Source organism: Xanthomonas sp. CFBP 8445, from assembly GCF_025666235.1.
GTDB classification, from domain to species: Bacteria; Pseudomonadota; Gammaproteobacteria; order Xanthomonadales; family Xanthomonadaceae; genus Xanthomonas_A; species Xanthomonas_A indica.
On record NZ_CP102594.1, the window covers coordinates 4337848 to 4361917 of the forward strand.

Genomic DNA, 24070 nt, shown 5'->3' on the forward strand with positions numbered 1-24070 from the left:
GCAGGGCGATCTTGGGCGCTTTTTTGAGACATTGCACGCTGCAGTGCAAAACGATACTGGGCAGTACATTCTGCGTGGGCGGGAATGGGGAAATGGGAATCGGGAATGGGAAAAGCGGACGGATGTGCGCGTTACGCCTACGCACGAACACGGCGCATGGCGCGACGTGTTCGCTGGCGTCAGGGCGATGCCGCCGGCGCCGGTGCCTCCGGCAGCCACGCCGGTTGCCGGTCGTACCATTCGCGCGCGCCAAGCAGATGCCATTGCCGTTGCTCGCCGCGCAAGGCCACGCCCACGCCGAGCACGCCCCAGCGCGCGTACAGATCGCCCTGGGTGCCGGCGTCGCCGACGCGTAGGCGCGCGCGCAACGCCACCCGTTCGTTCTCGGCGGCGACCCGATCCAGCCACAGTGCGTCCTTGCGCCAGCGCAGCTGTCCGCTGGCCTGCAGTTGCCCGGCGTCGGCCAGCTTCAGCAACCACGCCGGCGCATCGCTGTGCTGCGCGAACACCGCCAGTACCGGGCCGGCGTCGCGCATCTGCATCTGCACCTGCGCGTCTGCCTGCACCGGCGCCGCGGCGGCGATGCGGCCCTGCGGAATGCGCAGCGTCGCCCACCAGTCGCCCTGCTTAGGCTGGGTGCCGTAGCGCACGCCCTGCAGGCGTAGGGTGCTGCCGCTCAGGTCGAAGCGCTTGTCTTGCAGCTCGGCGCGGCGCAGCCGCGCGTCCAGGTCGAGATTGCCGGCCAGTTCCAGGCCTGCGGTCTGCAGCCGCGCCTGACGGCCGAGCACGCGCACTGTGCCCTGGCCGACCTGGCCGGACGCATCCAGCTGCAGGTCGCCGCTGAGCCGGCCATCGCCGCCGAGCACGCGCACCTGCGCCGCCGGCAGGTAGCGGTTGTAGGCGCGCAGATCCGGCACGCGCGCGTCGGCGAAGCGCAACCGCGCCTGCAACGAATCGCGCAGGGTGGCCAGCGCGCCATCGCCCTGCAAGTCCAGTTGCAGGTTCTCGCCTTCGACGAAGCTGGCCTTGGGATCGTCCAGCGGCGCCAGCGCGAAGCGGCGCATGCGCACGTCCAGTTGCGTGCGTGGCTGTTCGGCAGTGCCGACGATGCGGCCGACCGCCTGCGCCTTGCCGCTCAGGCGCACGCGCATGATCTCCGCCACCGCCCGTGCGTCGGGCACGTCGAGGCGGCTGCCCGGCTGCAGCGCGCCCTGCCGCAGTTGCAGATCGGCGGCGACGTCGCCGCCGCCGTCGAGCTGGAACCAGGGCTTGCGCACCAGCAGGTCGCTGATCCAGTTCAACGATTCGAAATGCCAGCGCCCCTGCACGCGGCCGGAGGTACGCGGCAGCAGCGCCGCCAGGTCGGCGAACGGTATCTGGCGCCCGGCGATGCGCAGGTCGGCATCGAGCATGCTGCGTGGATCGACCTGGCCGGGCAGGCGCGCGCGGGCGCGGAGGGTGTCGCCCTCTACGCCCAGCAGCAGCGCCAGCACGCCCCGATCGGTGGCACCGACACCCGCATGCAGCGGTACCCGCCAATTGAGCGTGCTGCCGGGCTGCAGCGCGCCGCGCAGCAGGTGCAGGTCGGCCTGGATGTGACCGAGCCCAGGTTCGGTGCTCAGCTTGGTGGTGTCGCCGGCGGTGTCGATGCGCAGGGCCACACTGCGCCCGTGCACGCGCAGCGCCAGGTCGGTGATGTCCAGCTTGCGCAACCCCGGCGCCTGCGCGCGGTAGTGGCGCGGGAACGAGAAGCGCGCATCCAGCGTGGCCTGGTCGGCGATCTGGCGTTTGCCGTAGCGCACGCTGGCGTCCTCGAACACGATCTGCGAGCGGAACAGTTCCGACGGGCCGCCGCGCAACTGCTTGAGGAAGCCGACGGTGCCGTGGCCCTTGCCCTCGATCGCCAGTTCGCCGAAGCGGGCGCGGCGCAGCGTGCCGCTGTGGATCGCATCGAAGCGCAGGGTCCAGCCCTGGTCGCTGGGGGGCGGCGGCGGGATCATCTCGTCGACGCGGTCCATCTCGCCGACCACGTTCACCGCCTCCATCCACGGCAGGCGTACCTCGCGATGCAGCAGCGGCAGCAGCGCGATGCGCGCGCTGGCACGGTCGGCACGCACCTGCCAGACGTTGCGCTGCACGTGGCCGCGCATGCGCACGTTCCAGGCGGTGATGAAGCCGGGCAGCACGGTGACTGCCGGCCCGGTGTGCATGCGGAACTTCTCCGGCTTGCGGTTGGTGGCCAGGTCGAACAGCGGCGTATTGAGGAATACGTTGCCGGCCAGCAGGTACAGCAGGTAGGCGATCAGCAGGCCGCGCAGGAGCAGGCGCCAGCCGCGCGGCAGACGCCGGTAGCGTGCGTTGACAGCCGTCAGGGGGCGGGCGAGGAGCGGCACCGCCGCACTATCGCCGCGGCGTGGCGTGGAAGGCGTGAAAGCCGCCGTGGCACGCACCCAGCGTTGTGTGGCAATGCACACTGGCCGCCATATCGCCGCCGTTGCGCCGACTGCATGCGCGCTGCACCCCGCCGGGAGAGGGGTTGGGGTGAGGGCCTGGCGCGCGAAGCGCCGTAAACATCGCGCAGACCGTGGCATGCGTGCGTTGCGCGGCGCCCACGTGCATGGCCGCGCGGCAGGCGCAGAAAGTGGGGACGCACTCCAGCGCGGACCCCGGCCCGATCCGCGATAATTGCCGTCCCCTTCCCACGCCATGGTCGCCGCATGTCCGCCGAACGCATCCTCCATCCCCGCCTGCGCGAACGCATCGTCAGCGCCGAGGCCGCGGCGGCGTTGATCCAGCCCGGCGAGACGGTGGCGATGAGCGGCTTCACCGGCTCGGGCTATCCCAAGGCGGTGCCGATGGCGCTGGCGCAGCGCATCGAGGCGGCGCACCTGCAGGGCCAGTCCTTCAAGATCCAGCTGATGACCGGCGCCTCCACCGCACCGGAGCTGGACGGCGCGCTGGCCAAGGCCGATGGCATCGCCCTGCGCATGCCGTTCCAGTCCGATCCGGACGCGCGCCAGCGCATCAACGCCGGCAGCCTGGACTACATCGACATCCACCTCAGCCACGTCGCCCAGCACGTGTGGTTCGGCTTCTACGGCGAGATCGACACCGCGGTGGTGGAAGTGGCCGGCATCCGCGAAGACGGCAGCCTGATCCCGTCGACCTCGGTCGGCAACAACAAGACCTGGCTGGACCTGGCGAAGAAGGTGATCGTCGAGGTCAACGACTGGCAGCCGGCCGGCATCGACGGCATGCACGACGTGTACTACGGCACCGCGCTGCCACCACACCGCAAGCCGATCCCGCTGGTGCATGCCGACGACCGCATCGGCGAGCCGTCGCTGCGCTGCGACCCGGACAAGATCGTGGCGGTGGTGCGCACCCACGGCCCCGACCGCAACAGCCCGTTCACCCCGGCCGACGCCACCAGCCAGCGCATCGCCGAACACCTGATCGCGTTCTTCCAGCACGAGGTCGGCAAGGGCCGGCTGCCGCCCAACCTGTTGCCGCTGCAGTCCGGCGTGGGCAACATCCCCAACGCCGTGCTGGCCGGACTGGCCAGCAGCGGCTTCCGCGATCTCAGCGCGTTCACCGAGGTGATCCAGGACGGCATGCTCGACCTGTTGCGCAGCGGCGTGCTCAAGGTCGCCTCGTGCACCGGCTTCGCACTGAGCCCGGAGGCCAACGAGGAGTTCAAGCGCAACATCGACTTCTATCGCGAGCGCATCATCCTGCGCACGCAGGAGATCTCCAACCATCCTGAGCTGGTGCGGCGGCTGGGCTGCATCGGCATGAACGGCATGATCGAGGCCGACCTGTACGGCAACGTCAACTCCACCCACGTGATGGGCAGCCGCATCATGAACGGCATCGGCGGCTCCGGCGACTTCGCGCGCAACGGCTTCCTGTCGATCTTCCTCAGCCCGAGCACGGCGAAGAACGGCAGCATCTCCTCGATCGTGCCGATGGTCAGCCACGTCGACCACACCGAGCACGACGTGTCCATCATCGTCACCGAGCACGGCCTGGCCGACCTGCGCGGCCTGCCGCCGCGGCAGCGCGCGCAGCAGCTGCTCGCGCACTGCGTGGACCCGAGCTACCGCGCGCAGCTGCAGGACTATTTCGACCGCGCCCTGCACGCCAGCTACGGCAAGCACACCCCGCACTTGCTGCCCGAGGCACTGTCCTGGCACCAGCGCTGGCTGGACACCGGCACGATGCACGCCAGCGGCTGAGCGGCGCGTCGGCGAAAAGCGCTCCTACGACGGTTGGCGATGGTTCCGGTGGAGGCTCAGTGCGTAACTGCAGGACCGCGCGTCGGGACTGAAGTCCCTCCCACAGTGCGGCTCTCTTTCATCCAACATCTGCACCGATGTCGGCGCCGTCGTAGGAGCGGCTTCAGCCGCGACAGGCTTTCCCGAGGTCGCGCTTGAAAGCGCTCCTACAATTGTTGGCGATGGTTCTGTTGCAGGCTCATCGACCAACTGCAGGACCGCGCGTCGGGACTGAAGTCCCTCCCACAGTGCAGCCCTCTTTCATCCGATATCTGCACCGATGTCGGCGCCTTCGTAGGAGCGGCTTCAGCCGCGACAGGCTTTCCGAGGTCGCGCTTGAAAGCGCTCCACAACTGTTGGCGGTGGTTTTGTTGGAGGCTCACCGACCAACTGCAGGACCGCGCGTCGGGACTGAAGTCCCTCCCACAGTGCAGCCCTCTTTCATCCGATATCTGCGTGGATATCGAGCGCCGTTGTAGGAGCGGCTTCAGCCGCGACAGGCTTTCCCGAGGTCGCGCTTGAAAGCGCTCCTACAATTGTTGGCGGTGGTTCTGTTGGAGGCTCACCGACCACTGCAGGCAGCGCGTCGGGACTGAAGTCCCTCCCACAGGGCGGCCCTCTTTCATCCGACATCTGCACCGATGTCGGCGCCGTCGTAGGAGCGGCTTCAGCCGCGACACGTCTGCCCCGGGGTCGCGCTTGAAAGCGCTCCTACAACTGTTGGCGGTGGTTCTGTTGGAGGCTCATCGACCAACTGCAGGACCGCGCGTCGGGACTGAAGTCCCTTCCACAGTGCAGCCCTCTTCATCCGATATCTGCGCGGATATCGAGCGCCGTCGTAGGAGCGGCTTCAGCCGCGACAGGCTTTCCCGGGGTCGCGCTTGAAAGCGCTCCTACAACTGTTGGCGGTGGTTCTGTTGGAGGCTCACCGACCAACTGCAGGACCGCGCGTCGGGACTGACGTCCCTCCCACAGGGCGGTCCTCTTTCATCCGACATCTGCACCGATGTCGGCGCCGTCGTAGGAGCGGCTTCAGCCGCGACAGGCTTTCCCGGTAACGCCTCTCGCGGCTGAAGCCGCTCCTACGGCATTGCGGGTTCGGCGGCCGATTCCAGACTGTCGGGCGCTGGCGCGGGTTCTGCCGTGGACAGGAACGCCAGCTTGCGGCCGCGTGGCAACTGTTTGAGCGCGTACTCGGCGCGCGAGGCGGCGGCGCGGTCCGGGTAGGCACGGCTGGCCAGCAGGCGCACCGGCGGGTTGGCGCGGGTGTACTTGGCGCCCGTGCCGCGCAGGTGCGCCTGGAAGCGTGCCTGCAGGTCCGGGGTGATGCCCGCGTAGTAGCTGCCGTTGCGGCATTCGAGCAGGTACAGGAACCAGGGCGAGTCGGCGGCCATGCAGGCATTATCGACACGGTGGCCGGTTTCGCCAGCAGCGGCGTCCGCACATGCGCACATGCGCGCATGCGACTTACGGCATCACCTGTTGGTCAGACCCCCGGCGTCGGCCAGCGCTGCGCTGGCGGCATCGGTCAGGTGCCGGCCTTCGGCGGTCAGCTTGACCCCACGCGCTGGCGCTGGAACCGCGTGGCGCCGCGCAGGGCCTGGCGCGTCCGGCAGGCGATCGCCGCTATCCCCAAGCCCATCAATTCGCAGCGCGTAACCCAACGCGCCAATTCCGCGCCGTCGCGCTGAACCGGCGACAACCGGCTTTAACGCGCTGCGAACACCTTGCCAGCTTCTGCCACACACCGGCATACCGCCGCCACCGGATGGGCGGATAACGTCATCACCGGCACGCAGCCGTCGACACCGAAGCTCTCTCCCTTCGCATTCGGCGGCGCGTCCGGCCCCTCTTCGGAGCGCCATCGCCCTCCACGCACGCAGCCGGTCAGGCTGCGTGCGCTTCCCCAACCACCGCCCTCAGGCCGCCTGCGCCACGCGCGCCTGGCGCCGCGCGCGCACCGCCTGCGCCAGCCGCTCCAGCACCTGCACCGAGTTGTCCCAGTCGATGCAGCCATCGGTGATGCTCTGGCCGTAGACCAGCGGCTGGCCGGCGACCAAGTCCTGGCGGCCACCGCGCAGGTGGCTCTCGACCATCGCGCCGACGATGCGGGTCTGCCCGGCCTCGAGCTGGCGGGCGATGTCCTCGATCACCTTGGGTTGGTTGTCCGGGTTCTTGCCGCTGTTGGCGTGGCTGGCGTCGACCATCAGCCGCGCCGGCAGGCCGGCCTTCTCCAGCACCTGCGCCGCCGCGGCCACGCTGTCGGCGTCGTAGTTGGGCTGGGTGCCGCCGCGCAGGATCACGTGGCAGTCGGGATTGCCGGCAGTCGCTGCGACTGCGGTCTGCCCGTCCTTGGTCACCGCCAGGAAATGGTGCGGATGCGAGGCCGCACCGACCGCGTCGACCGCGATCTTGACGTCGCCGCTGGTGCCGTTCTTGAAGCCCACCGGGCACGACAGGCCCGAGGCCATCTCGCGGTGCACCTGGCTCTCGGTGGTGCGCGCGCCGATCGCGCCCCAGGCCACCAAGTCGGCGATGTACTGCGGCGAGATGATGTCGAGGAACTCCACGCCGGCCGGCAGACCGAGGCGGTTGATGTCGCGCAGCAGGCCGCGGGCCAGGCGCAGACCCTTGTTGATGTCGAAGCTGCCGTCGAGGTTGGGGTCGTTGATCAGGCCCTTCCAGCCCACCGTGGTGCGCGGCTTCTCGAAGTACACCCGCATCACGATCTCCAGCGCGTCGCCGTAGGTCTCGCGCAGCGGGCGCAAGCGCTGCGCGTATTCCATCGCCGCGACCGGGTCGTGGATCGAGCAGGGGCCGATCACCACCGCCAGGCGGTCGTCGCGGCCGTGCAGGATCTCGTGCAGCGCCGCGCGCGCGGCGGTGACGGTCTGCGAGGCTTCTTCGTCGCAGGGCAGCAGCGCCTGCAGTTGGGAGGGCGGGGTCAACGGTTCGATCTTGCGGATGCGCAGATCGTCGGTGTGGGGGGCCATGTGCGTGTCTCGTCGGGGGCTGGGTGGGGGCCAGATCCGGCGGCATGAAAAAAGCCGCCAGGTTCGCTGGCGGCTTTCGGGATTGCGGCTGAAGTTTCCTTCAGGGTGAACGCGATCCTTCCTCCGCCAGCGGCATCGGAAAACCGTAGTACCAAAAGTAAAAGCTGCGGCAGGAAGCGTTCATGGGACGTAGTGATAACACAGGGTTTGCGGCAGCGCCACAGTTGCATCAGCAACTTGTGGAGCCGGGAAAGGGGAACCGGGAATGGGGATTCGGAAAAGCGGTTCAATGCGGCGGCAGGGCCGTGAGGTCGCCGTCATCGCGTAGGAGCGTTTGACGCGTGGGTTCTTGCGTGGCGCTGCGCGCTCCGGACCCTCGCCGCAACCCTCTCCCGGTGGGAGAGGGGCTAAAGCGCGTTGCCGCATGTTGCGTAGCGCCGCGTCGACTTCAGCGCCGACCAAACCAATCCCGAATCCCCACTCCCCGATCCCGGCCCCTCAGAAATCCAGCACATATTCCGCCGCCACCTCGCGTCCGATCGCGTCGTACAGGGTGGTGTTGTAGAACTGGTAGCCGTAGTAGCGCTCCTTGTTGTCGTAGCCGACGGTGTTGAGCACATTGTTGATGTACAGGTTGACCTTCATCTTCGGGGCGATGCGGTAGCCGGCGGTGAGGTTCCAGTACAGCGCCGGGCCGACGCGGCCGAAATAGCGGGTGGTGCTCTCGCCGAAGTGGCGGTTGCCGCTGTCGGTGACGCGGCAGGCGTCGGAGGGACTGGGCTGGTAGCCGTCGTCGAAGCGGGTGCAGGTGCCCCAGTTCACCGCCTGGGTGGAGCCGAAGCGCTTGGCGTACACGGTCAGGTCCAGCGGGCCGCCGTTCTCCCAGTGCACGCTGCCGCGCAGCTTGCTGCGGATCTTCTGGTCGCGCAGGTTCTTGTCGTCGTCGGTGCGGTAGGTCTGCTCGTGGTAGCCGATCAGGTTGTTGTAATCCAGGGCGAAACTGAAATTGCCCCAGCGCGCGGTGTTGAGGCGGTACTTCAGCGAGGCGTCGACGCCGGACACATGCATCTGCGCGATGTTGATCGGCCCCTGCTCGATGCCGGTGACGCGGCCGGCGGCATCGCGTGACACGCGCGAGAGGATGCGCGCGCAGTATTCGGCACCACCGGGATTGACCCACACGCCGCCGGCAGTGGTCACGCCGGTGCGGCAGCCGGCTTCGGCGCTGAGCACCTCGTCGCGGTTGAGGTCCTTGATCACGTCCTGCAGCCGGATCCGGTAGTAATCCGCGGTCAACGACAGGCCTTCGGCGATGTCCCAGACGAAGCCGGCGGTGACCGAGCGGCCGTGCTCCGATTCCAGGTCGGGGGTGCCGCGGCGGTTGACCTGCATCAGGTAGAACACGTCGCTGTTCTCGGCACTGCAGCCGCCGGTGAGGTAGTAGCCCTTCTGGATGCAGCGGTACTGGTCGATCACGGTCTGCTGGGTGGAACTGGGCTCGCCGAGCACGTAGTGCATGTCCGGGGCACGGAAACTGGTGGCGACGCTGCCGCGCAACAGCAGCGTGCTCAGCGGCCGCCACTCCAGGCCGGCGCTCCAGGTGGTGTCGCGCTGGGTGCCGATCGCCGCGCCCAGGTCGCTGCCGTAGGCGCGGTAGTCGCCGTAGCGGTCGTGGCGCGCGGCCAGGCTGGCGTTGAGCGAGGACAGCAGCGGCACGTCGAACTCGATGCCGCCGGAATAGCGCAGGCGCTCGCCGCCGCCGTAGTCGACCACGTCCAGCGGATAGCAGGTGTTGGCGCACGGGTCCGGCGCCAGCCGGTAGCCCTGCTTGGCCACCTCGCCAACCGCGGCGAACTTGATCGGCCCGGCCCAGCCCTGCAGCAGTTCGCCGGTGATGTTGGCGCTGGCCTGGTTGACCCAGGAATCGGCGCGGTTGTGCGCCTTCACCGCCAGTTCGTTGTATTGCGCGCCGGTCAGCGGCCGGTACCAGCGCGACTCGTCGAGATCGTAGATCGGCGTGCCGTCGGCAGTGCTGCCCAGCTGCGGGCCGAGGAAGTAGGCCGTGGCCTTCTGCGTGTCCACGGTGCGCACGTATTCGTCGACGGTGTAGCGTGCGCGGCCCACCGCCACTTCCCAGTCGAAGCGATCGGCAAGGCGGCCCTTGAGGCCGGCGCTCAGGTCCCAGGACAGTTCCTTGGTGATGTTGGCCAGGTTCTTCCAGCCACCGGCCTCGAAGCGGGTCAGCTGGCGGATCGCGTACAGGTCGCGGTCGCTGCCGGTGTCGTGGAACGGGCCGAGGTAGACGTAGGGCGGGTCGTAGGTCCAGTAGCCGAGGCTCTTGGTCGTGGACAGCGTGCTCCAGGCCTGCACGCCGTTGTCGAAATCGAAAGTGCCGTACAGATAGGCCGAGCCGCTGTCGCCGCCGCTGGCGGCCAGCCAGTCGGCGTAGTCGTGGGCCATGCCGCAGTAGCCGCCGAGGTTGCGCACGGTGTCGCTGTTGTAGTCGTAGCTCAGCCGCTGCGCGTCGATGAACTGGCCGCCGAAGCGGGCGCAGGTGCCGCTGGGCGGCGCCAGGCGCGTGTTGTCGCCGGCATCGACCAGGCTCAGGCCGGTGAACGGATTGAAGCCGTACTTGCGCGCCTGCGCGGTCCAGTTGCTGTAGGACTCGTCGTCCTGATCGTCCATCTTCGGCCGCTCGCCGACCGAGAGCGGATCGCGCCGGGTCCACTGCAGTGCGTAGGTCAGGTTCCACTTGTCGCCGCTGCGGCCGCCGACCCAGGACAGGTCGACCACGTCGCGCCCGCCGGCGGTGGCGGTGCCGCCGCGCAGGCGCACCTGGTTGCCTTCGTAGCCCTGCTTGAGGATCACGTTGATGACGCCGGCGACCGCATCCGAGCCGTAGATCGCCGAGGCGCCGCCGGTAAGGATCTCGATACGCTCCACCGCGGCGGAGGGAATGTTGGCGTAGTTGGCGAAGTTGCTCTCGCCGGCGTAGGGCTGCGGGTAGTCGGCGACGCGATGGCCGTTGACCAGCAGCAGCGTGCGCCCGGGGCCGAGGTCACGCAGGCTCACCGGCGAGGCATTGGGCGTGTGCGAGCCGTACTTGGTGTCGGCCTCGACGCTGCCCTGCTGGTTGAGCGTGCTGAGCACGTCGTAGACGGTGAGGAAGCCTTCCTGCTGGATCTGCTGCGCGCTGATCGTCAGCACCGGCTCGGCGCCCTCCACCTCCGAGCGCTTGATCCGCGAACCGGTCACCACGACCTGGCCCAGGTCGGTGGCGGCGGCCTTGGGCGCGGCGGTGTCGGCGTCCTGCGCGCGCGCCTCGACGGCGCCGTACAGCGCCAGCACGATGCCGAACGCAAGCGTGGTGGATGAGCGAAGTGGCATGCGATGTCCCCCGGCGGCGGATGGAAGCAGCGCCGTGCGAACACGACCTGCGGCGTCCTCTTCGCTGCGCCGCGCCCATGGCCGAGCCGCACATGCCGCGGGCACGCGCCACCCTGCGCCGGCCACGGCGCACAGAAGAAGACGAACATGCGGGCGTGCAGATCCCCCTGGACGCCCGTGCGCCCTAACCTGCATGGCGCTGAAAACGCTGTCAACACGCGGCCGCATCACGCGTGTAGACGATTGCGTGTTGTGCGCGATTCGCCGCGCAGCGCGCCGATTCCCGCCGCATTGCGGTCGCGGGCAGTGCCAGCCGCAACGCTGGCGGAGACGCTGCTGGCAACGATGGGCTGACGCGCATTGCGATCGCGTGCCCCTCTCCCGTTGGGGGAGGGGTTGGGGTGAGGGTCCGGCGCGGCGTCTCGCGTTGTTTGGCGCATGGCGGGACGCCTAGATTTCTCATCCCGCCTGTAGGGCATTGCCGCCTGGCGCGCCTGTGCCGCGCCTCGGTTGGGGAGATCGCATAAGCCCGGCGCAGGCAGCTTCCAGAATGCACTTCGCTGCTTGCTGCGGCTCGGCGAGACACGCCGTTGCCCTCGCAGGAGCGGCTTCAGCCGCGACGGGCATTACCGGTAACGCTTCATCGCGGCTGAAGCCGCTCCTACAGCATGGTTCCCTCGTCTTTGCCGAAGTGCCCTACAGACACTCGCCAAGCAGGTTCTGCGGCGTCACGGCAAGCGGATGCGCCGCGGCGTTGACCCAAGCGCGCGAACGCGCGGACGAGCGCATCGGCATGCCACCGCGATGACCGTCACGCGGTACGGCCGCCACCGGCGCGCACAAAAAAAAGAGCCCCGCATCGCTGCGGGGCTCCTTTCGATTGCGTGGAACAGGTCGGCCGAAGCCGGCTGGATCAGAAATCCATGCCGCCCATGCCGCCCATGCCGCCACCCATGCCGCCCGGCGCGGCCGGCTCTTCCTTCTTCGGGGCCTCGGCCACCATCGCTTCGGTGGTGATCATCAGGCCGGCGATCGAGGCGGCGTTCTGCAGCGCCGAACGGGTCACCTTGGTCGGATCCAGGATGCCGAACTCGACCATGTCGCCGAACTCGCCGTTGGCGGCGTTGTAGCCGAAGTTGCCGCTGCCTTCCTTGACCTTGTTGAGGATCACGGACGGCTCTTCGCCGGCGTTGGTGACGATCTCGCGCAGCGGCGCTTCCATCGCGCGCAGCGCGATCTGGATGCCGTGGGTCTGATCTTCATTGGCGCCCTTCAGCGAACCGATCGCGCTCAGCGCGCGCACCAGCGCCACGCCGCCGCCCGGGACCACGCCTTCTTCCACCGCCGCACGGGTCGCGTGCAGGGCGTCTTCGACGCGCGCCTTCTTTTCCTTCATCTCGATCTCGGTCGAGGCACCGACCTTGATCACCGCCACGCCGCCGGCCAGCTTGGCCACGCGCTCCTGCAGCTTCTCGCGGTCGTAGTCCGAAGAGGTCTCTTCGATCTGCGCCTTGATCTGCTTGATGCGCGACTCGATCGCCGAGGTGTCGCCGGCGCCGTCGATGATGGTGGTGTTTTCCTTGGAGACCTGCACCTTCTTGGCGCGGCCCAGGTCCTTGATGGTCGCCTTTTCCAGCGCCAGGCCCACTTCCTCGGAGATCACGGTGCCGCCGGTCAGCACGGCCATGTCTTCCAGCATCGCCTTGCGACGGTCGCCGAAGCCCGGGGCCTTGACCGCCACGACCTTGACGATGCCGCGGATGGTGTTGACCACCAGGGTCGCCAGCGCCTCGCCTTCCACTTCCTCGGCGACGATCAGCAGCGGCTTGCCGGCCTTGGCCACGCCTTCCAGCACCGGCAGCAGGTCACGCACGTTGGAGATCTTCTTGTCGTGCAGCAGCACGAACGGGTCGTCCAGGTCGGCCTGCTGGCTCTGCTGGTTGTTGATGAAGTACGGCGACAGGTAGCCGCGGTCGAACTGCATGCCCTCGACCACGTCCAGCTCGTTCTCCAGGCCCGAGCCTTCCTCGACCGTGATCACGCCTTCCTTGCCGACCTTCTTCATCGCGTCGGCGATGATGTTGCCGATCGACTCGTCGGAGTTGGCGGAGATGGTGCCGACCTGGGCGATGGCCTTGTCGTCGGCGGTGGGCTTGCTGATCTTCTTCAGCTCGGCCACGGCGGCCACGACGGCCTTGTCGATGCCGCGCTTGAGGTCCATCGGGTTCATGCCGGCGGCGACCGCCTTGGAACCTTCGCGGATCAGCGCCTGCGCCAGCACGGTGGCGGTGGTGGTGCCGTCGCCGGCGTTATCGGAGGTCTTGGAGGCGACTTCCTTCACCATCTGCGCGCCCATGTTCTCGAACTTGTCGGCCAGTTCGATTTCCTTGGCGACGGAGACGCCGTCCTTGGTGATGGTCGGGGCGCCGAAGCTCTTCTCGAGCACGACGTTGCGGCCCTTCGGGCCCAGGGTCGCCTTGACGGCATTGGCGAGGATGTTGACGCCGCGCACCATGCGCGAACGGGCGTCTTCACCGAAACGGATATCTTTGGCAGCCATGTTGAGTTACCTCGGGAATAGGGAATGGAGAACAGGGAATAGGCAGATCAAGAGCGGGCGGTCGGGACGAGAGGGAAATCGCGGGCGAAGAAGGCGCCTGACCGATTCCCGATTCACCATTCCCGAATCCCGCGATCGGCGGCTTCAGCCGACGATCGCCAGCACGTCGTCTTCGCGCAGCACCTTGTACTCGACGCCTTCGGCCTTGTAGCTGGAACCGGCGTACTGGCCGTAGATGACCTTGTCGCCGACCTTGAGCGCCGGGGCGCGCACGCTGCCGTTGTCCAGCGGCTTGCCGGCGCCGACGGCCACGACTTCGCCCTTGGTGGACTTTTCCTTGGCCGAATCCGGGATCACGATGCCGCCGGCGGAGATTTCGTCGGCTTCGATCGGCTTGACTACGACGCGGTCGTGAAGCGGCTTGATGCTCATTGAGAGAGACCTCTTAAGTGATTGATTGGTCTAGGAAAGGCCGGCGATGTTAGCACTCGCCCATGACGACTGCCAGCAACGCTCGCGAAAAAACCCGGTAGCGCCGGGATGCGCCTGATGTAGTGCCGTGGCCGGCGCTTTCAAGGGCTGCGGGCAAAAAATTTTTGCCGAAGACGTGCGTCGCGTGCCAAGCAGTGACCGAATCCCGTCACAGTGTCACAGAGGCAGGCTAGGCTGGGCCCGGACCCGGGGGGGATCCGTCACCAAAAGGAGTTGTCGATGAAGCCATCCGCCGTTGCGCTGCCGCTGGCCTGCCTGCTCGCCCTTGCCGGGCCGGCCCAGGCCGCCGTATTCATCAATGAATTGCATTATGACGATGCCACCGCCGCCGGCGACACCGGCGAAGGCGTGGAGATCGTCGCCACCGCCGGGGAGAGCCTGAGCGGCTACCGCGTCTATCTGTACAACGGCAGCAACCCGAGTTCGGCCACCGCCTACGCCAACAGCGCGGTACCGGCCGGCAACCTGGTCAGCTGCGGCGGGCAGGTGCGCATCGCCACGGTCAGCTATGCCAGCAACGGCATCCAGAACGGGCCCAACGACGGCCTGGCACTGGTCGACGGCAACGGCAAGGTGGTGCAGTTCCTCAGCTACGAAGGCAGCATCACCGGCGGCGGCGGCCCCGCCGCGGGCATGACCAGCCAGAACCTGCCGGTCAGCGAAAGCAACAGAACCCCGGCCGGCACCTCGCTGCAGCTGCGCGGCAACGGCAGCGCCGCGACCGATTTCAGCTGGAGCGACAGCGCCACCAGCACCTTCGGCGCCTGCAACAACGGCCAGACCTTCGCCGGCGGCAGCAGCAATGCCGCGCCGACGGTGACCGCCACCACCCCGACCGAGGGCGCCACCGACTTCCCCGCCGCCGGCGACCTGGCGGTGACCTTCAGCGAGGCGGTGAGCCTGGCCAGCGGCGCGTTCGGCCTGAGTTGCCAGCAGTCCGGCAGCGTGGCGCTGACCTATCCCAGCAGCGGCACCCAGTTCGCGCTGTCCACCAACACCGCGCTGAAGGCCGGCGAGAGCTGCACCCTGAGCATCGTCGCCGCACGTGTGAGCGATGCCGACGGCGCGCATCCGGCGCAGGACCGCAGCGTCGCCTTCAACGTCGCCAACGGTTCCGGCGGCGGCGGCAGCGGCGCCGGCACCTATTATTCGCACGTCAACACCTCCAGCCCGAGCCAGCTGCGCTGCTCGCTGCACGAGACGATCAAGGGCCATACCGTCTACCCGTACAGCAGCAGCTCCGGCACCGATACCTGGGCCATCCTGGAGATCGCCGACGAGGATCCGAACAACAGCCAGCGCGTCCTCGACGCCTACCGCAACCGCAGCTACGCCAAGGGCACCGACCGTGCCGGCAGCGGCAGCGGCCTGAAGTACAACCGCGAGCACAGCTGGCCGAACTCGCTGGGCTTCGGCACCTCCACCGGCAACAAGGGCCTGCCCTACGCGCCGTACACCGACACCCACATGCTGTACCTGACCGACGCCACCTGGAACGCCGACCGCGGCAACAAGCCCTACGCCAAGTGCGACAGCAACTGCGGCGAGCGCGCCACCGAGGCCAACGCCGGCTTCGGCGGCGGCAGCGGCCGCTACCCGGGCAATTCCAACTGGGTGCGCACCCCGGACGGCAACAGCGGCACCTTCGAGGTGTGGGACCACCGCAAGGGCGACATGGCGCGTGCGGTGATGTACATGGCGATCCGCTATGAAGGCGGGGTCGACGCCAAGACCGGGCAGTCCGAGCCGGACCTGGAGCTGACCGACGACCGCAGCAAGATCGTCAAGACCTCGTCCTCGCCGGCCTACATGGGCCTGCTGTCGACCCTGATCGCATGGAGCCAGCAGGATCCGCCGGACGACGCCGAGCGCGCCCGCAACGAGGTGATCTACAGCTTCCAGGGCAACCGCAACCCGTTCATCGACCACCCCGAGTGGGCGACCTCGTCGCTGTTCACCTCGGCCAAGCCGGCCAGTTGCCAGTTGCTCAACTGAGCCGTGTTGCCTCGCCCGCTGCGGCTGCAGCGGGCGGGGATGATCAGCCATTCGGCTACTGAAAAGCCGGGGATGTGCGAGTTGGGATTGGGGATGCGCGGCGGCCGGCCATGGACCGGCGCCGCCAAAGCGCGGCCGGCATCCCTATACTGTCGGCCGCATGTCCGCGCCCGCCCTCCGCTTGCTGCTCAGCACCTGCCCCGATGCGGCCAGCGCCGCGCGGGTCGCCCAGGCGCTGGTCGACGAGCGCCTGGCCGCCTGCGTCAGCCGCCTGCCCGGCGTGCAGTCCACCTACCGCTGGCAAGGCGCGGTGGAACAGGGCGAGGAAGTGCTGCTGCTGATCAAGACCGCCGCCGACCGCCTGCCTGCCCTGCAGCAGCGGCTGTGCGCGTTGCATCCCTACGAAGTCCCCGAACTGGTCGAACTCGAGGTCGCCGGCGGCCTGCCGGCCTACCTGCAGTGGGTGCATGCCGAAACCCGTGAGGAACCGTAAGCCGATGACCCTGCTGCACCGCCTCGCCGCCCTGTGCCTGCTGGCCGTGGCCGCCTTCCCCGCCCTGGCGATCAGCGAAAAGGACTTGCTGCCGGTGGACCAGGCCTTCGCGCTCAGCGCGCAGGCGCCCGAACGCGGCCGCATCGCGCTGCACTGGGACATCGCCAAGGGCTATTACCTGTACCGGCACCGCATCGCGGTCAAGGTGATCGGCGGCTTCAGGCCCAACCCGACCCTGCAGCTGCCGGCCGGCCACAAGAAGACCGACCCGTACTTCGGCGAGGTGGAGACCTACCGCGACGCGCTGAACGCGGTGCAGAGCGGCATCGCCGACCCCGGCACCGACCGCGTACAGGTCGAGGTGCGCTACCAGGGCTGCGCCGATGCCGGCGTGTGCTACCCGCCGCAGAAGCGCCTGCTCGAGGTGACCCTGCCGGCCGCCACCGCCACCGCCACCGCCGCTGCCGATCCCACGCCGGCGCCGGCCGCGATCGGCGGGCTGCCGGGCAGTGGCCTGGGCGCGAGCACTGGCGCCAAGCCGCTGTTCGGCGCCGGCGCCGGCGCGGTGCAGGGCCTGCCCCTGCCCTCGGACCAGGCCTTCCACTTCGAAGCCATCGTCGGCGACGGCAATACCCTGCTGCTGCGCTTCACCCCGGCGCCCGGCTACTACCTGTACCGCGACCGCACCGCGCTGGCGCTGGAAGGCGCGCCCGGCATCCGCACCGGCATGCCGCGCTGGCCCAAGGGCAGTTCGCACCAGGACGAACACTTCGGCAAGGTGGTGGTGTACTTCGACCAGACCGAGGTCACCGTGCCACTGCAGCGCCAGCGCGCCGACGCCGCCGCCGCGACCCTGGTGGCGACCTTCCAGGGCTGCCAGACCGACGGCATCTGCTACCCGCCGATGACCCGGCGGGTGAAGCTGGCGCTGCCCAAGGGCACCGTCACCCCGGCCGACCAGGCCGAGGTGAGTCCGCTGCTGGTGACCCCGCTGGACAGCCGCCAGGCCGATGCCAACGACGCGGCCGCCGCCACGGCCGCCGACGCCCTGCCGGCGACGCCGGACGCCTCGGCGCACAACGCCGCGCGCAGCGCCGCACCGCCGGCCGCCACGCAGAACCTGCTGTGGATCCTGCTGCTGGCGCTCGGCGGCGGCCTGCTGCTGAACCTGCTGCCGTGCGTGCTGCCGATCCTGTCGCTGAAGGTGCTGGGCCTGGCGCAGAGCGGCGAGAGCCGCGGCCGCGCCCGCAGCCATGCGCTGTGGTACACGCTGGGCGTTCTCGCCTCCTTCGCCGTGGTCGGCGGCATCGCCGTGGCCGCGCGCCTGCTGTGGGGCTTCCAGCTGCAGCGCCCGGGCTTCGTCGCGGTGCTGGTGTACCTGATGTTCGTGGTCGGGCTGAGCCTGTCGGGCGTGTTCACCCTCAGCGCCAACCTCGGCGGCGTCGGTCAGTCGCTGTCCACGCGCAGCGGCCCGGTCGGCGACTTCTTCACCGGCGTGCTGGCCTGCGTGGTGTCCAGCGCCTGCATCGGCCCGTTCATGGGCCCGGCGCTGGGCTATGCGCTGACTGCGCCGCCGGCGATGGCGATGCTGGTGTTCCTGACCCTGGGCCTGGGCCTGGCGCTGCCGTTCCTGCTGATCGGCTTCGTGCCGTCGCTGGCCAAGCGCCTGCCCAAGCCGGGCGCCTGGATGGAGACGCTCAAGCAGGTGCTGGCGTTCCCGATGTACCTGAGCGCGATCTGGCTGCTGTGGGTGCTGGGCAAGCAGCGCGGCGTGGACGCGGTGGCGCTGCTGCTGATCGGCGCCACCCTGCTGGCGCTGGGCCTGTGGTGGTTCGAGCGCGCGCGCTGGCGCGGGCATGCGCTGGGCACCCGCATGGCCAGCGTGTTGCTGCTGCTGGCGCTGCTGCCGGCCTGGGGCGTGACCCGGCTGCCGCCGCCCAGCGCCAGCGTCGAGCGCAACACCGTGGCCTATTCGCCGCAGATGCTCGACCGCCTGCGCACCGACAACCGCGTGGTGTTCGTCAACATGACCGCCGACTGGTGCGTCACCTGCAAGGCCAACGAGCGCAACGTGTTCGACAGCGACGCGTTCCGCGACACCATCAAGCGGGTGGACGCGGTGTACATGAAGGGCGACTGGACCAACGAGGATCCGCGCATCAGCGCCTTCCTCGCCGAGCACAAGGCGGTGGGCGTGCCGCTGTACGTGGTGTACGGGCCCGGCGCGCCGCCGACGGTGCTGCCGCCGGTGCTGAGCCAGGCGGTGGTCGAGGACGCCCTGCTGCGCGCGGCGCGATGACCCCCGCCAGCGCGCGCCTGCTGGCGGTCGCCGCGGTGGCGGCGGTGCTCGGCGTGGCGGCGGCGCATTGGTGGGAACGACAGACGCCGGCGATGGCCCCGGCAACGTCCGCCACGGCCAGCGGCCATGCGGCAGCGCCGCCGGTCGCCGCGGCGCGCCCGGGCGATCCCGCCCCGGCGCTGCGCCTGCCCACGCTCGATGGCGGCCAGCTGACCCTGGCGCAGTTCCGCGGCCGGCCGCTGCTGGTCAACGTGTGGGCGAGCTGGTGCGAGCCGTGCGTGCGCGAGATGCCGGAACTGGACCGGCTGGCCCGCGCGCAACCGGCCGACGGCCTGCAGGTGCTGGGCATCGCCCTGGACCGCGTCGAGGACGTGCGCGCCTTCCTGCAGCGGGTGCCGATCGGCTATCCGATCGCGCTTGAGACCCCCGGCCCGGCCGACGCCAGCGTGCGCCTGGGCGACACCCAGGGCCTGCTGCCGTACAGCGTGCTGATCGACGCCGACGGCCGCATCGTCAGGCAGAAGCTCGGCCCGTTCGCGCCGGGCGAAATCGAGGGCTGGGTGGGCGGTGGCGCCCAGCCGCCACGCTAGCCGGCAGAGCGCTGGACGCGCTCGCGTAGGAGCGGCTTCAGCCGCGACCGGGCATTACCGGTAAAGCCCGGTCGCGGCTGAAGCCGCTCCTACGGACAGCTAGGAATGCGCGGGATCCGGCACTAGAACGCCAGCCGCTGCGGTGCATCGCCACTGGCACCACCATCGGCGGTTCGCGCCTGCGCCAGCGTCGCCAGCTCCTCGGCCAGGCGCTGCGCGGCGGCGCGCAGTTCCGGCACCGCGGTGATCTCCCATAGCCCGCCGCGCAACAGCGGTCCCAGGCAGTACAGGCCGGCAACCGGCTGGCCGCCGGCGTCGCGCACCCGCAACCGCGGATCGACCACCACCCCCAGGCCCAGCGGATCGGCCTGCAGCAGGCCGGCCTCGCGCAGCGCCGCGACCAGCGGATGGCTGGTGCGGGCGACGTCGGTATCCAGCCCGGTGGCGCGGATCAGCACGTCGAACTGCTCGGTGCGCGCGCCGCGGTCGGCGCGGTCGCGGATCACCGCTTCCACGGCGTCCTCGCCCAGGCGCGCACGCAGCAGGCGCCCGGCGCGGATCCGCAACTGCCCCTGCTGCTGCATCTGCGCCAGCGCGGTGGCCGCGGCCGGCGCCAGGCGGTGCCGCGCCACCTCCCAGTACGGCCGCAGATGGCGCAGGAAACGGGCGCGCGCCGCTGGCGCCAGGCCGCTCCAGAACGGCTGCAGGTGCGGACGCAGCGCATCCACCACGCAGCGCCAGTCCTCCACCACCGTGGTCAGCTGGCGCAGGCTGCGCACCAAGCCGCGTAGGTCGTGACTGCGCAGCGCCTGTACGACGCTGGGCGGCAGGCTCACCGGCGCGCCCGGCTGCGGCAGGTGCGCCTGCGGCGCCAGGCCGCGCCGCGACAAGGCGGTGATCGCGCCGCGGTGGCCGCGCCGGCGCAGGGTCAGGGCCACGTCGGCCATGGTCAGGCCGGTGCCGACCAGCAGCAGCCGCGCCTGCGGCGGCACCGTGTCGAGCACGCCGTCCTGCCACGGCCAGCCGATGTAGCGCCGGTGCACCGCCAGGCGCGGGCCGACGCCCGGCAATGCCGCCGGCGGCAGCGCGCCGATCGCCAGCACCACCACGTCGCTGACGAAATCCTCGCCATTGGCCAGGAACACGCGGAAGCCCTGCGGATCGCGCTCCAATGCCACCGCCTCCTGCGCCAGCGGCACCACCTCGGTGGCCGACTCCGCCAGGGCGGCCGCCAGGTGCTGCTCCAGGTACTGGCCGTACTGCAGCCGCGGCAGGAAGGCCATGCCCTGCGCGGCATCCAGCTGCAGCGCCGCGGCGAACCCGCCCGGGTCCTGCGGATCCACGCCCAGGTCCTTGGCGCGCACGTTCAACAAATGCTCCGGCCGCGCCGCGCCATAGGCGACGCCGCGGCCGAAGGTGTCGGCCATGCCGACCAGGGTGATGCGGCTGGCGGTGCCCTGCCGGGCCAGCGCCGCGGCCAGCACGTTGCCGCAGAATCCTGCGCCGATGATCGCAATTCGCATGGCACGCACCTTGGCCGCTCGGGGCATCCTTTGTGCCCTGGATGCGGCGCGTGGGTGTAAATCGCCGGTTAATGCGTGCGCTGCGCGGCATGGCAATCGGGCATCAGCACATGGGCGATGCCCATGAGCAGGTCTTCAGCGCCGAGCGCCCGCCACCCACTAGCGCGCTGGCGGGCGCTCCACCAGCCCGGGCGCATCGGCGATGAAGGTATCCAGCACGCCGTCGGCGACCTTGACCGGGCCGCCGAAGCGGGTCGCACCGGGGATGGAGGGAATCGCCGCTGCCTGCGCGGCGAGCTGCTTGGCCGTGGCGAAGGCCTGCCCGGCTGCCGGATCGCCGGCCAGCGCCTGGTTCAGCCCGTCCACGCTCAGGCGCAGCGCGCGGCCCCATCGCGCGGTCGCGTCCAGCCACGGCGCCGCCTCGGCCACGAACGCGCCGGTGGTGGCGCCGGCACGGATGCGCTGCGGTGCCGCCGCCAGGTCGTCGGCGGCGCGGCCCAGCGCGGCCAGCGCCGCGCTGCGGGCGGCCGGATCGCCGTCGGCCAGCGCATCGCGTGTCGCATCGATCAACGCCTTGAGCCGCGGCGCCTGCGGCTGCCAGGGCAGATGGCCGAAGGTCGGCGCCAGGTGCTGGGTGTCGAAGAAGGTCAGCAGCGCGTCGGCGACCTGCGCATCGCCGCCGGCCAGGTCGCGCGCGGCCGCGCGCCAGGTCCGTGGCGCATCGTAGCCGCGGTCGTTCCAGGCGAAGGCGAGCAGCCCGGCCACCGCCGGCCGGCTGGCCACTTCCTGGTTCATCGGGTTGGCCACGATGCCGCTCAATTCCGCCGACAGCCCGGCCTGGCGGCGGTCGTACGGCGCCAGCAGCAGGCGCCCGGCGGTCTCGGCGAAATCGTTGACCGGGTAGTTGTCCCACAGCAGCGTCTTGCGCCCGAACGCCTTGGTCGCGTTCTTCGCGTCGCTGACCGAGATCGACGCCGGGACCACGTCGGTGCCGGTCCACTGCACCACCACGCGCGGATCCAGCGCCTGCCGCAGCGTCGCCTTGTATGGCGACTCGGTGACGTTGAAGTACTCGGTCGGCACCATGATCAGCGCGCCGTGGCCGGCCGCGGCGATGTCCGCCTGCACCGCATTGAGCAGCTGCGCCTGCGCGGTGGCCGCGGCCTGTTCGCCGGCGGGGCCGAACGCGGCGGCGTCGCCGGGGCAGTTCCACTTGGTGTATTCGATGTCGTCGAAGGCGATGTAGAAGCTGCGCACGCCGCGCGCGCGCAACGCGGCGAACTTGCGCCGGATCGCCTGCAGGTCGGCCGCGTCGCTGTAGCAGATCGACGGCCCCGGCGAGAGCGCGTAGACGAAGTTGATGTGCTCGCGGTTGGCGACTGCGGCCAGCGTGCCCAGCGCCGCCAGCGTGGCCGCCGGGTACGGCGCGCGCCAGCGGTCGCGCGCGAAGGCGTCGTCCTTGGGGCTGTAGATGTAGGTGTTGGCCTTGAAGCGCGCCAGGAACGCCAGGTGCGCGGCACGCTCGGCCATGCTCCAGGGCTTGCCGTAGAAACCCTCGATCGTGCCGCGCACCGGCATCGCCGGCGCGTCGGTCACCGCCACCGAGGCGATGCGCCCGTGTGCGACCAGTTGCCGGAACGTCTGCGCCGCGTGGTACAGGCCGTCGCCGTCGCGGCCGGCCAGCACGATCAGCGCGCCGCGGCCGCGGGCCACGCTGCCCAGCGCATAGCCTTCCGCGCGCTCCGGCACGTCCAGGTCGACGACGGCCAGCGCATCGCGCACCGGTGCCGCGTCGACCGTGCCGAGCACCACCGCCACCGCCTGCGGGTCGCGCGGCAGCGCGCTGGCGCGGCGGATGCGAGAGACCCCGGCCTCGCGCAACACCGCGCGCACCAGCGCGTCGGTGGCCGGATCGGGCGTGCCGGCCTGCACCAGCACCACCGACGGCCCCAGCGGCAGTTCCGGCCCGAGCAGACGCAGCGCAGTGGGCGCCGGGTACACCGCCGGCAGCGTCGCCGGCGCCGCCGCCAGCGCGGGCGCGGCGATCGCGCCGGCCAGCAGCGCCAGCGCCAGGATGGAGCGGGCAAGGCCGCCACGGCCAATTCGGTCGGTTCGCATGCGTCCACCCTCGACTGGTATTTCAGTGATTTTGAAATGGTATATACCACTCCGCGCATCGCTGTGCGCCGTGCGTGGTCTCGGCCGCCATGTCCCTGTCCCATGCTGCGGCGACACTTGCATGGTCCGGCGCAAGATGCGACATAACCGCAGGCCGCGGCGCAGCGCGCTATCCCACGCCGCCGAGGCCGGGCACATGCCCCCGCACGCCGCTGCGGCCGGGCGGAAAAATCAAACGATTGTTTAAAACGCCCGCAACTTCGCCGAACTGGACAGCAATGCCGGCTTCGCGCAGACTGCCGCCCTTTCGGCTGCTTTGTTCCCGATGGCGCGACTGCTGCTGCTGCATGGCCCCAACCTCAACCTGCTCGGCACCCGCGAGCCGGGCGTGTACGGCCATGCCACCCTCGCGCAGATCGATGCCGCGCTGCAGGCCCAGGCCAGCGCCGCCGGCCATCAGCTGGAGAGCCTGCAGTCCAACGCCGAGCACGTGCTGGTGGACCGGGTGCAGGCCGCGCGCGGCGACGGCACCGCCTTCATCCTGATCAACCCGGCCGCGTTCACCCATACCTCGGTGGCGCTGCGCGACGCGCTGGCGGCGGTGGCGATCCCGTTCATCGAGATCCACCTGTCCAACCCGCACAGCCGCGAACCGTTCCGCCACCACAGCTATTTCAGCGACCACGCGGTCGGCGTGGTCTGCGGCTTCGGCGCCGACAGCTACCGCTATGCGATGGACGCGGCGCTGACCCGGCTGGGAGCGGCCGCATGAGCCGCGCCCGACCGGCGCCCCGCACCCCCGTCTGAGTCCCCGGGCCGCGCGCCCGGTCTTTTTCCGAGTCACCTCACGAGGCCGTTATGGATCTCCGCAAAATCAAGAAACTGATCGACCTGCTGGAAGAATCGAATCTCGCCGAGATCGAGATCAAGGAAGGCGAGGAAAGCGTGCGCCTGGCGCGCACCCCCAAGGGCATGACCGCCAGCGCGCCGCAGTACGTGGCCGCCGCCCCCGCGGCCGCGCCGGCCGCCGCTGCGCCGATGCCGATGAGCTCGCCCACCGAGGCCTCCACCGGCGGCAGCGCCAAGCCCGGCAACGCCCTGCCCGAGGGCCACGTGCTGCGCGCACCGATGGTCGGCACCTTCTACACCTCGCCGGCCCCGGACAAGCCGGCCTTCGTCAGCGTCGGCCAGGCGGTCAAGGCCGGCGAGACCCTGGCGATCATCGAAGCGATGAAGATGTTCAACCCGATCGAAGCCGATGTCTCCGGCACCATCGTCGCGATCCTGGGCGAAAGCGGCCAGCCGGTGGAGTTTGATCAGCCGTTGTTCGTGATTCAGTAGCC

Annotated in this window: 15 protein-coding genes; 7 read left to right on the top strand and 8 right to left on the bottom strand. The window is 69.8% G+C overall.

All coding sequences use genetic code 11. The features are described 5' to 3' along the window. Window positions 1–179 precede the first annotated feature (179 nt). Window positions 180–2393, bottom strand: a complete 2214-nt coding sequence (locus NUG21_RS18700; RefSeq protein ID WP_263391665.1) for an AsmA-like C-terminal region-containing protein — start codon at window positions 2391–2393, stop codon at window positions 180–182. 324 nt (window positions 2394–2717) lie between these two features. On the opposite strand from NUG21_RS18700, the gene NUG21_RS18705 reads away from it, so the two are divergent. Continuing rightward, window positions 2718–4238, top strand: a complete 1521-nt coding sequence (locus tag NUG21_RS18705) for a succinyl-CoA:acetate CoA-transferase ScpC (RefSeq protein WP_263391666.1) — start codon at window positions 2718–2720, stop codon at window positions 4236–4238. Window positions 4239–5359: 1121 nt separating this feature from the next. Here the strand turns inward: NUG21_RS18705 and NUG21_RS18710 are convergent. From NUG21_RS18710 to NUG21_RS18730, 5 genes are all read right to left on the bottom strand, one after another. Next, window positions 5360–5671, bottom strand: a complete 312-nt coding sequence (locus tag NUG21_RS18710; RefSeq protein ID WP_263391667.1) for a GIY-YIG nuclease family protein — start codon at window positions 5669–5671, stop codon at window positions 5360–5362. Window positions 5672–6196: 525 nt separating this feature from the next. After that, entirely contained in the window at window positions 6197–7270 is a 1074-nt protein-coding gene (locus NUG21_RS18715; protein WP_263391668.1) for a 3-deoxy-7-phosphoheptulonate synthase, read from the bottom strand. A gap of 498 nt (window positions 7271–7768) precedes the next feature. After that, on the bottom strand, window positions 7769–10657 hold the full coding sequence (locus tag NUG21_RS18720) for a TonB-dependent receptor plug domain-containing protein (RefSeq protein WP_263391669.1): 2889 nt from the start codon (window positions 10655–10657) through the stop codon (window positions 7769–7771). A 913-nt stretch (window positions 10658–11570) separates the two neighbouring features. After that, entirely contained in the window at window positions 11571–13217 is a 1647-nt protein-coding gene (gene groL, locus NUG21_RS18725; RefSeq protein WP_019796158.1) for a chaperonin GroEL, read from the bottom strand. 144 nt (window positions 13218–13361) lie between these two features. Next, window positions 13362–13649, bottom strand: coding sequence for a co-chaperone GroES (locus tag NUG21_RS18730; RefSeq protein ID WP_010340979.1), 288 nt, complete (start codon window positions 13647–13649; stop codon window positions 13362–13364). Between the two features lie 279 nt (window positions 13650–13928). Between NUG21_RS18730 and NUG21_RS18735 the strand changes: the two genes are divergently transcribed. The 4 genes from NUG21_RS18735 (at window position 13929) to NUG21_RS18750 (ending at window position 19086) form a co-directional block, all read left to right on the top strand. Further along, the gene (locus NUG21_RS18735; protein WP_263391670.1) at window positions 13929–15704 is read left to right on the top strand and encodes an endonuclease; all 1776 of its coding nucleotides are present in this window, start codon (window positions 13929–13931) and stop codon (window positions 15702–15704) included. Between the two features lie 160 nt (window positions 15705–15864). Next, complete coding sequence (gene cutA / locus NUG21_RS18740) at window positions 15865–16197, top strand: divalent-cation tolerance protein CutA (RefSeq protein WP_263391671.1); 333 nt, start codon at window positions 15865–15867, stop codon at window positions 16195–16197. Window positions 16198–16201: 4 nt separating this feature from the next. Continuing rightward, window positions 16202–18496: a protein-disulfide reductase DsbD family protein gene (locus NUG21_RS18745; protein WP_263391672.1), complete on the top strand. Its 2295-nt coding sequence runs from the start codon at window positions 16202–16204 to the stop codon at window positions 18494–18496. Then, complete coding sequence (locus NUG21_RS18750; RefSeq protein WP_263391673.1) at window positions 18493–19086, top strand: TlpA family protein disulfide reductase; 594 nt, start codon at window positions 18493–18495, stop codon at window positions 19084–19086. The genes NUG21_RS18745 and NUG21_RS18750 overlap by 4 nt, the downstream gene beginning before the upstream one ends. A gap of 122 nt (window positions 19087–19208) precedes the next feature. On the opposite strand, the gene NUG21_RS18755 is transcribed toward NUG21_RS18750, so the two are convergent. After that, on the bottom strand, window positions 19209–20609 hold the full coding sequence (locus NUG21_RS18755) for an FAD/NAD(P)-binding protein (RefSeq protein WP_263391674.1): 1401 nt from the start codon (window positions 20607–20609) through the stop codon (window positions 19209–19211). 159 nt (window positions 20610–20768) lie between these two features. Then, entirely contained in the window at window positions 20769–22727 is a 1959-nt protein-coding gene (locus tag NUG21_RS18760; protein WP_263391675.1) for a glycoside hydrolase family 84 protein, read from the bottom strand. A gap of 325 nt (window positions 22728–23052) precedes the next feature. Between NUG21_RS18760 and aroQ the strand changes: the two genes are divergently transcribed. After that, window positions 23053–23499, top strand: coding sequence for a type II 3-dehydroquinate dehydratase (gene aroQ / locus NUG21_RS18765; RefSeq protein WP_160946166.1), 447 nt, complete (start codon window positions 23053–23055; stop codon window positions 23497–23499). An 86-nt stretch (window positions 23500–23585) separates the two neighbouring features. Then, window positions 23586–24068, top strand: coding sequence for an acetyl-CoA carboxylase biotin carboxyl carrier protein (accB, locus tag NUG21_RS18770; protein ID WP_010343848.1), 483 nt, complete (start codon window positions 23586–23588; stop codon window positions 24066–24068). The last annotated feature ends 2 nt before the right edge of the window (window positions 24069–24070 follow it).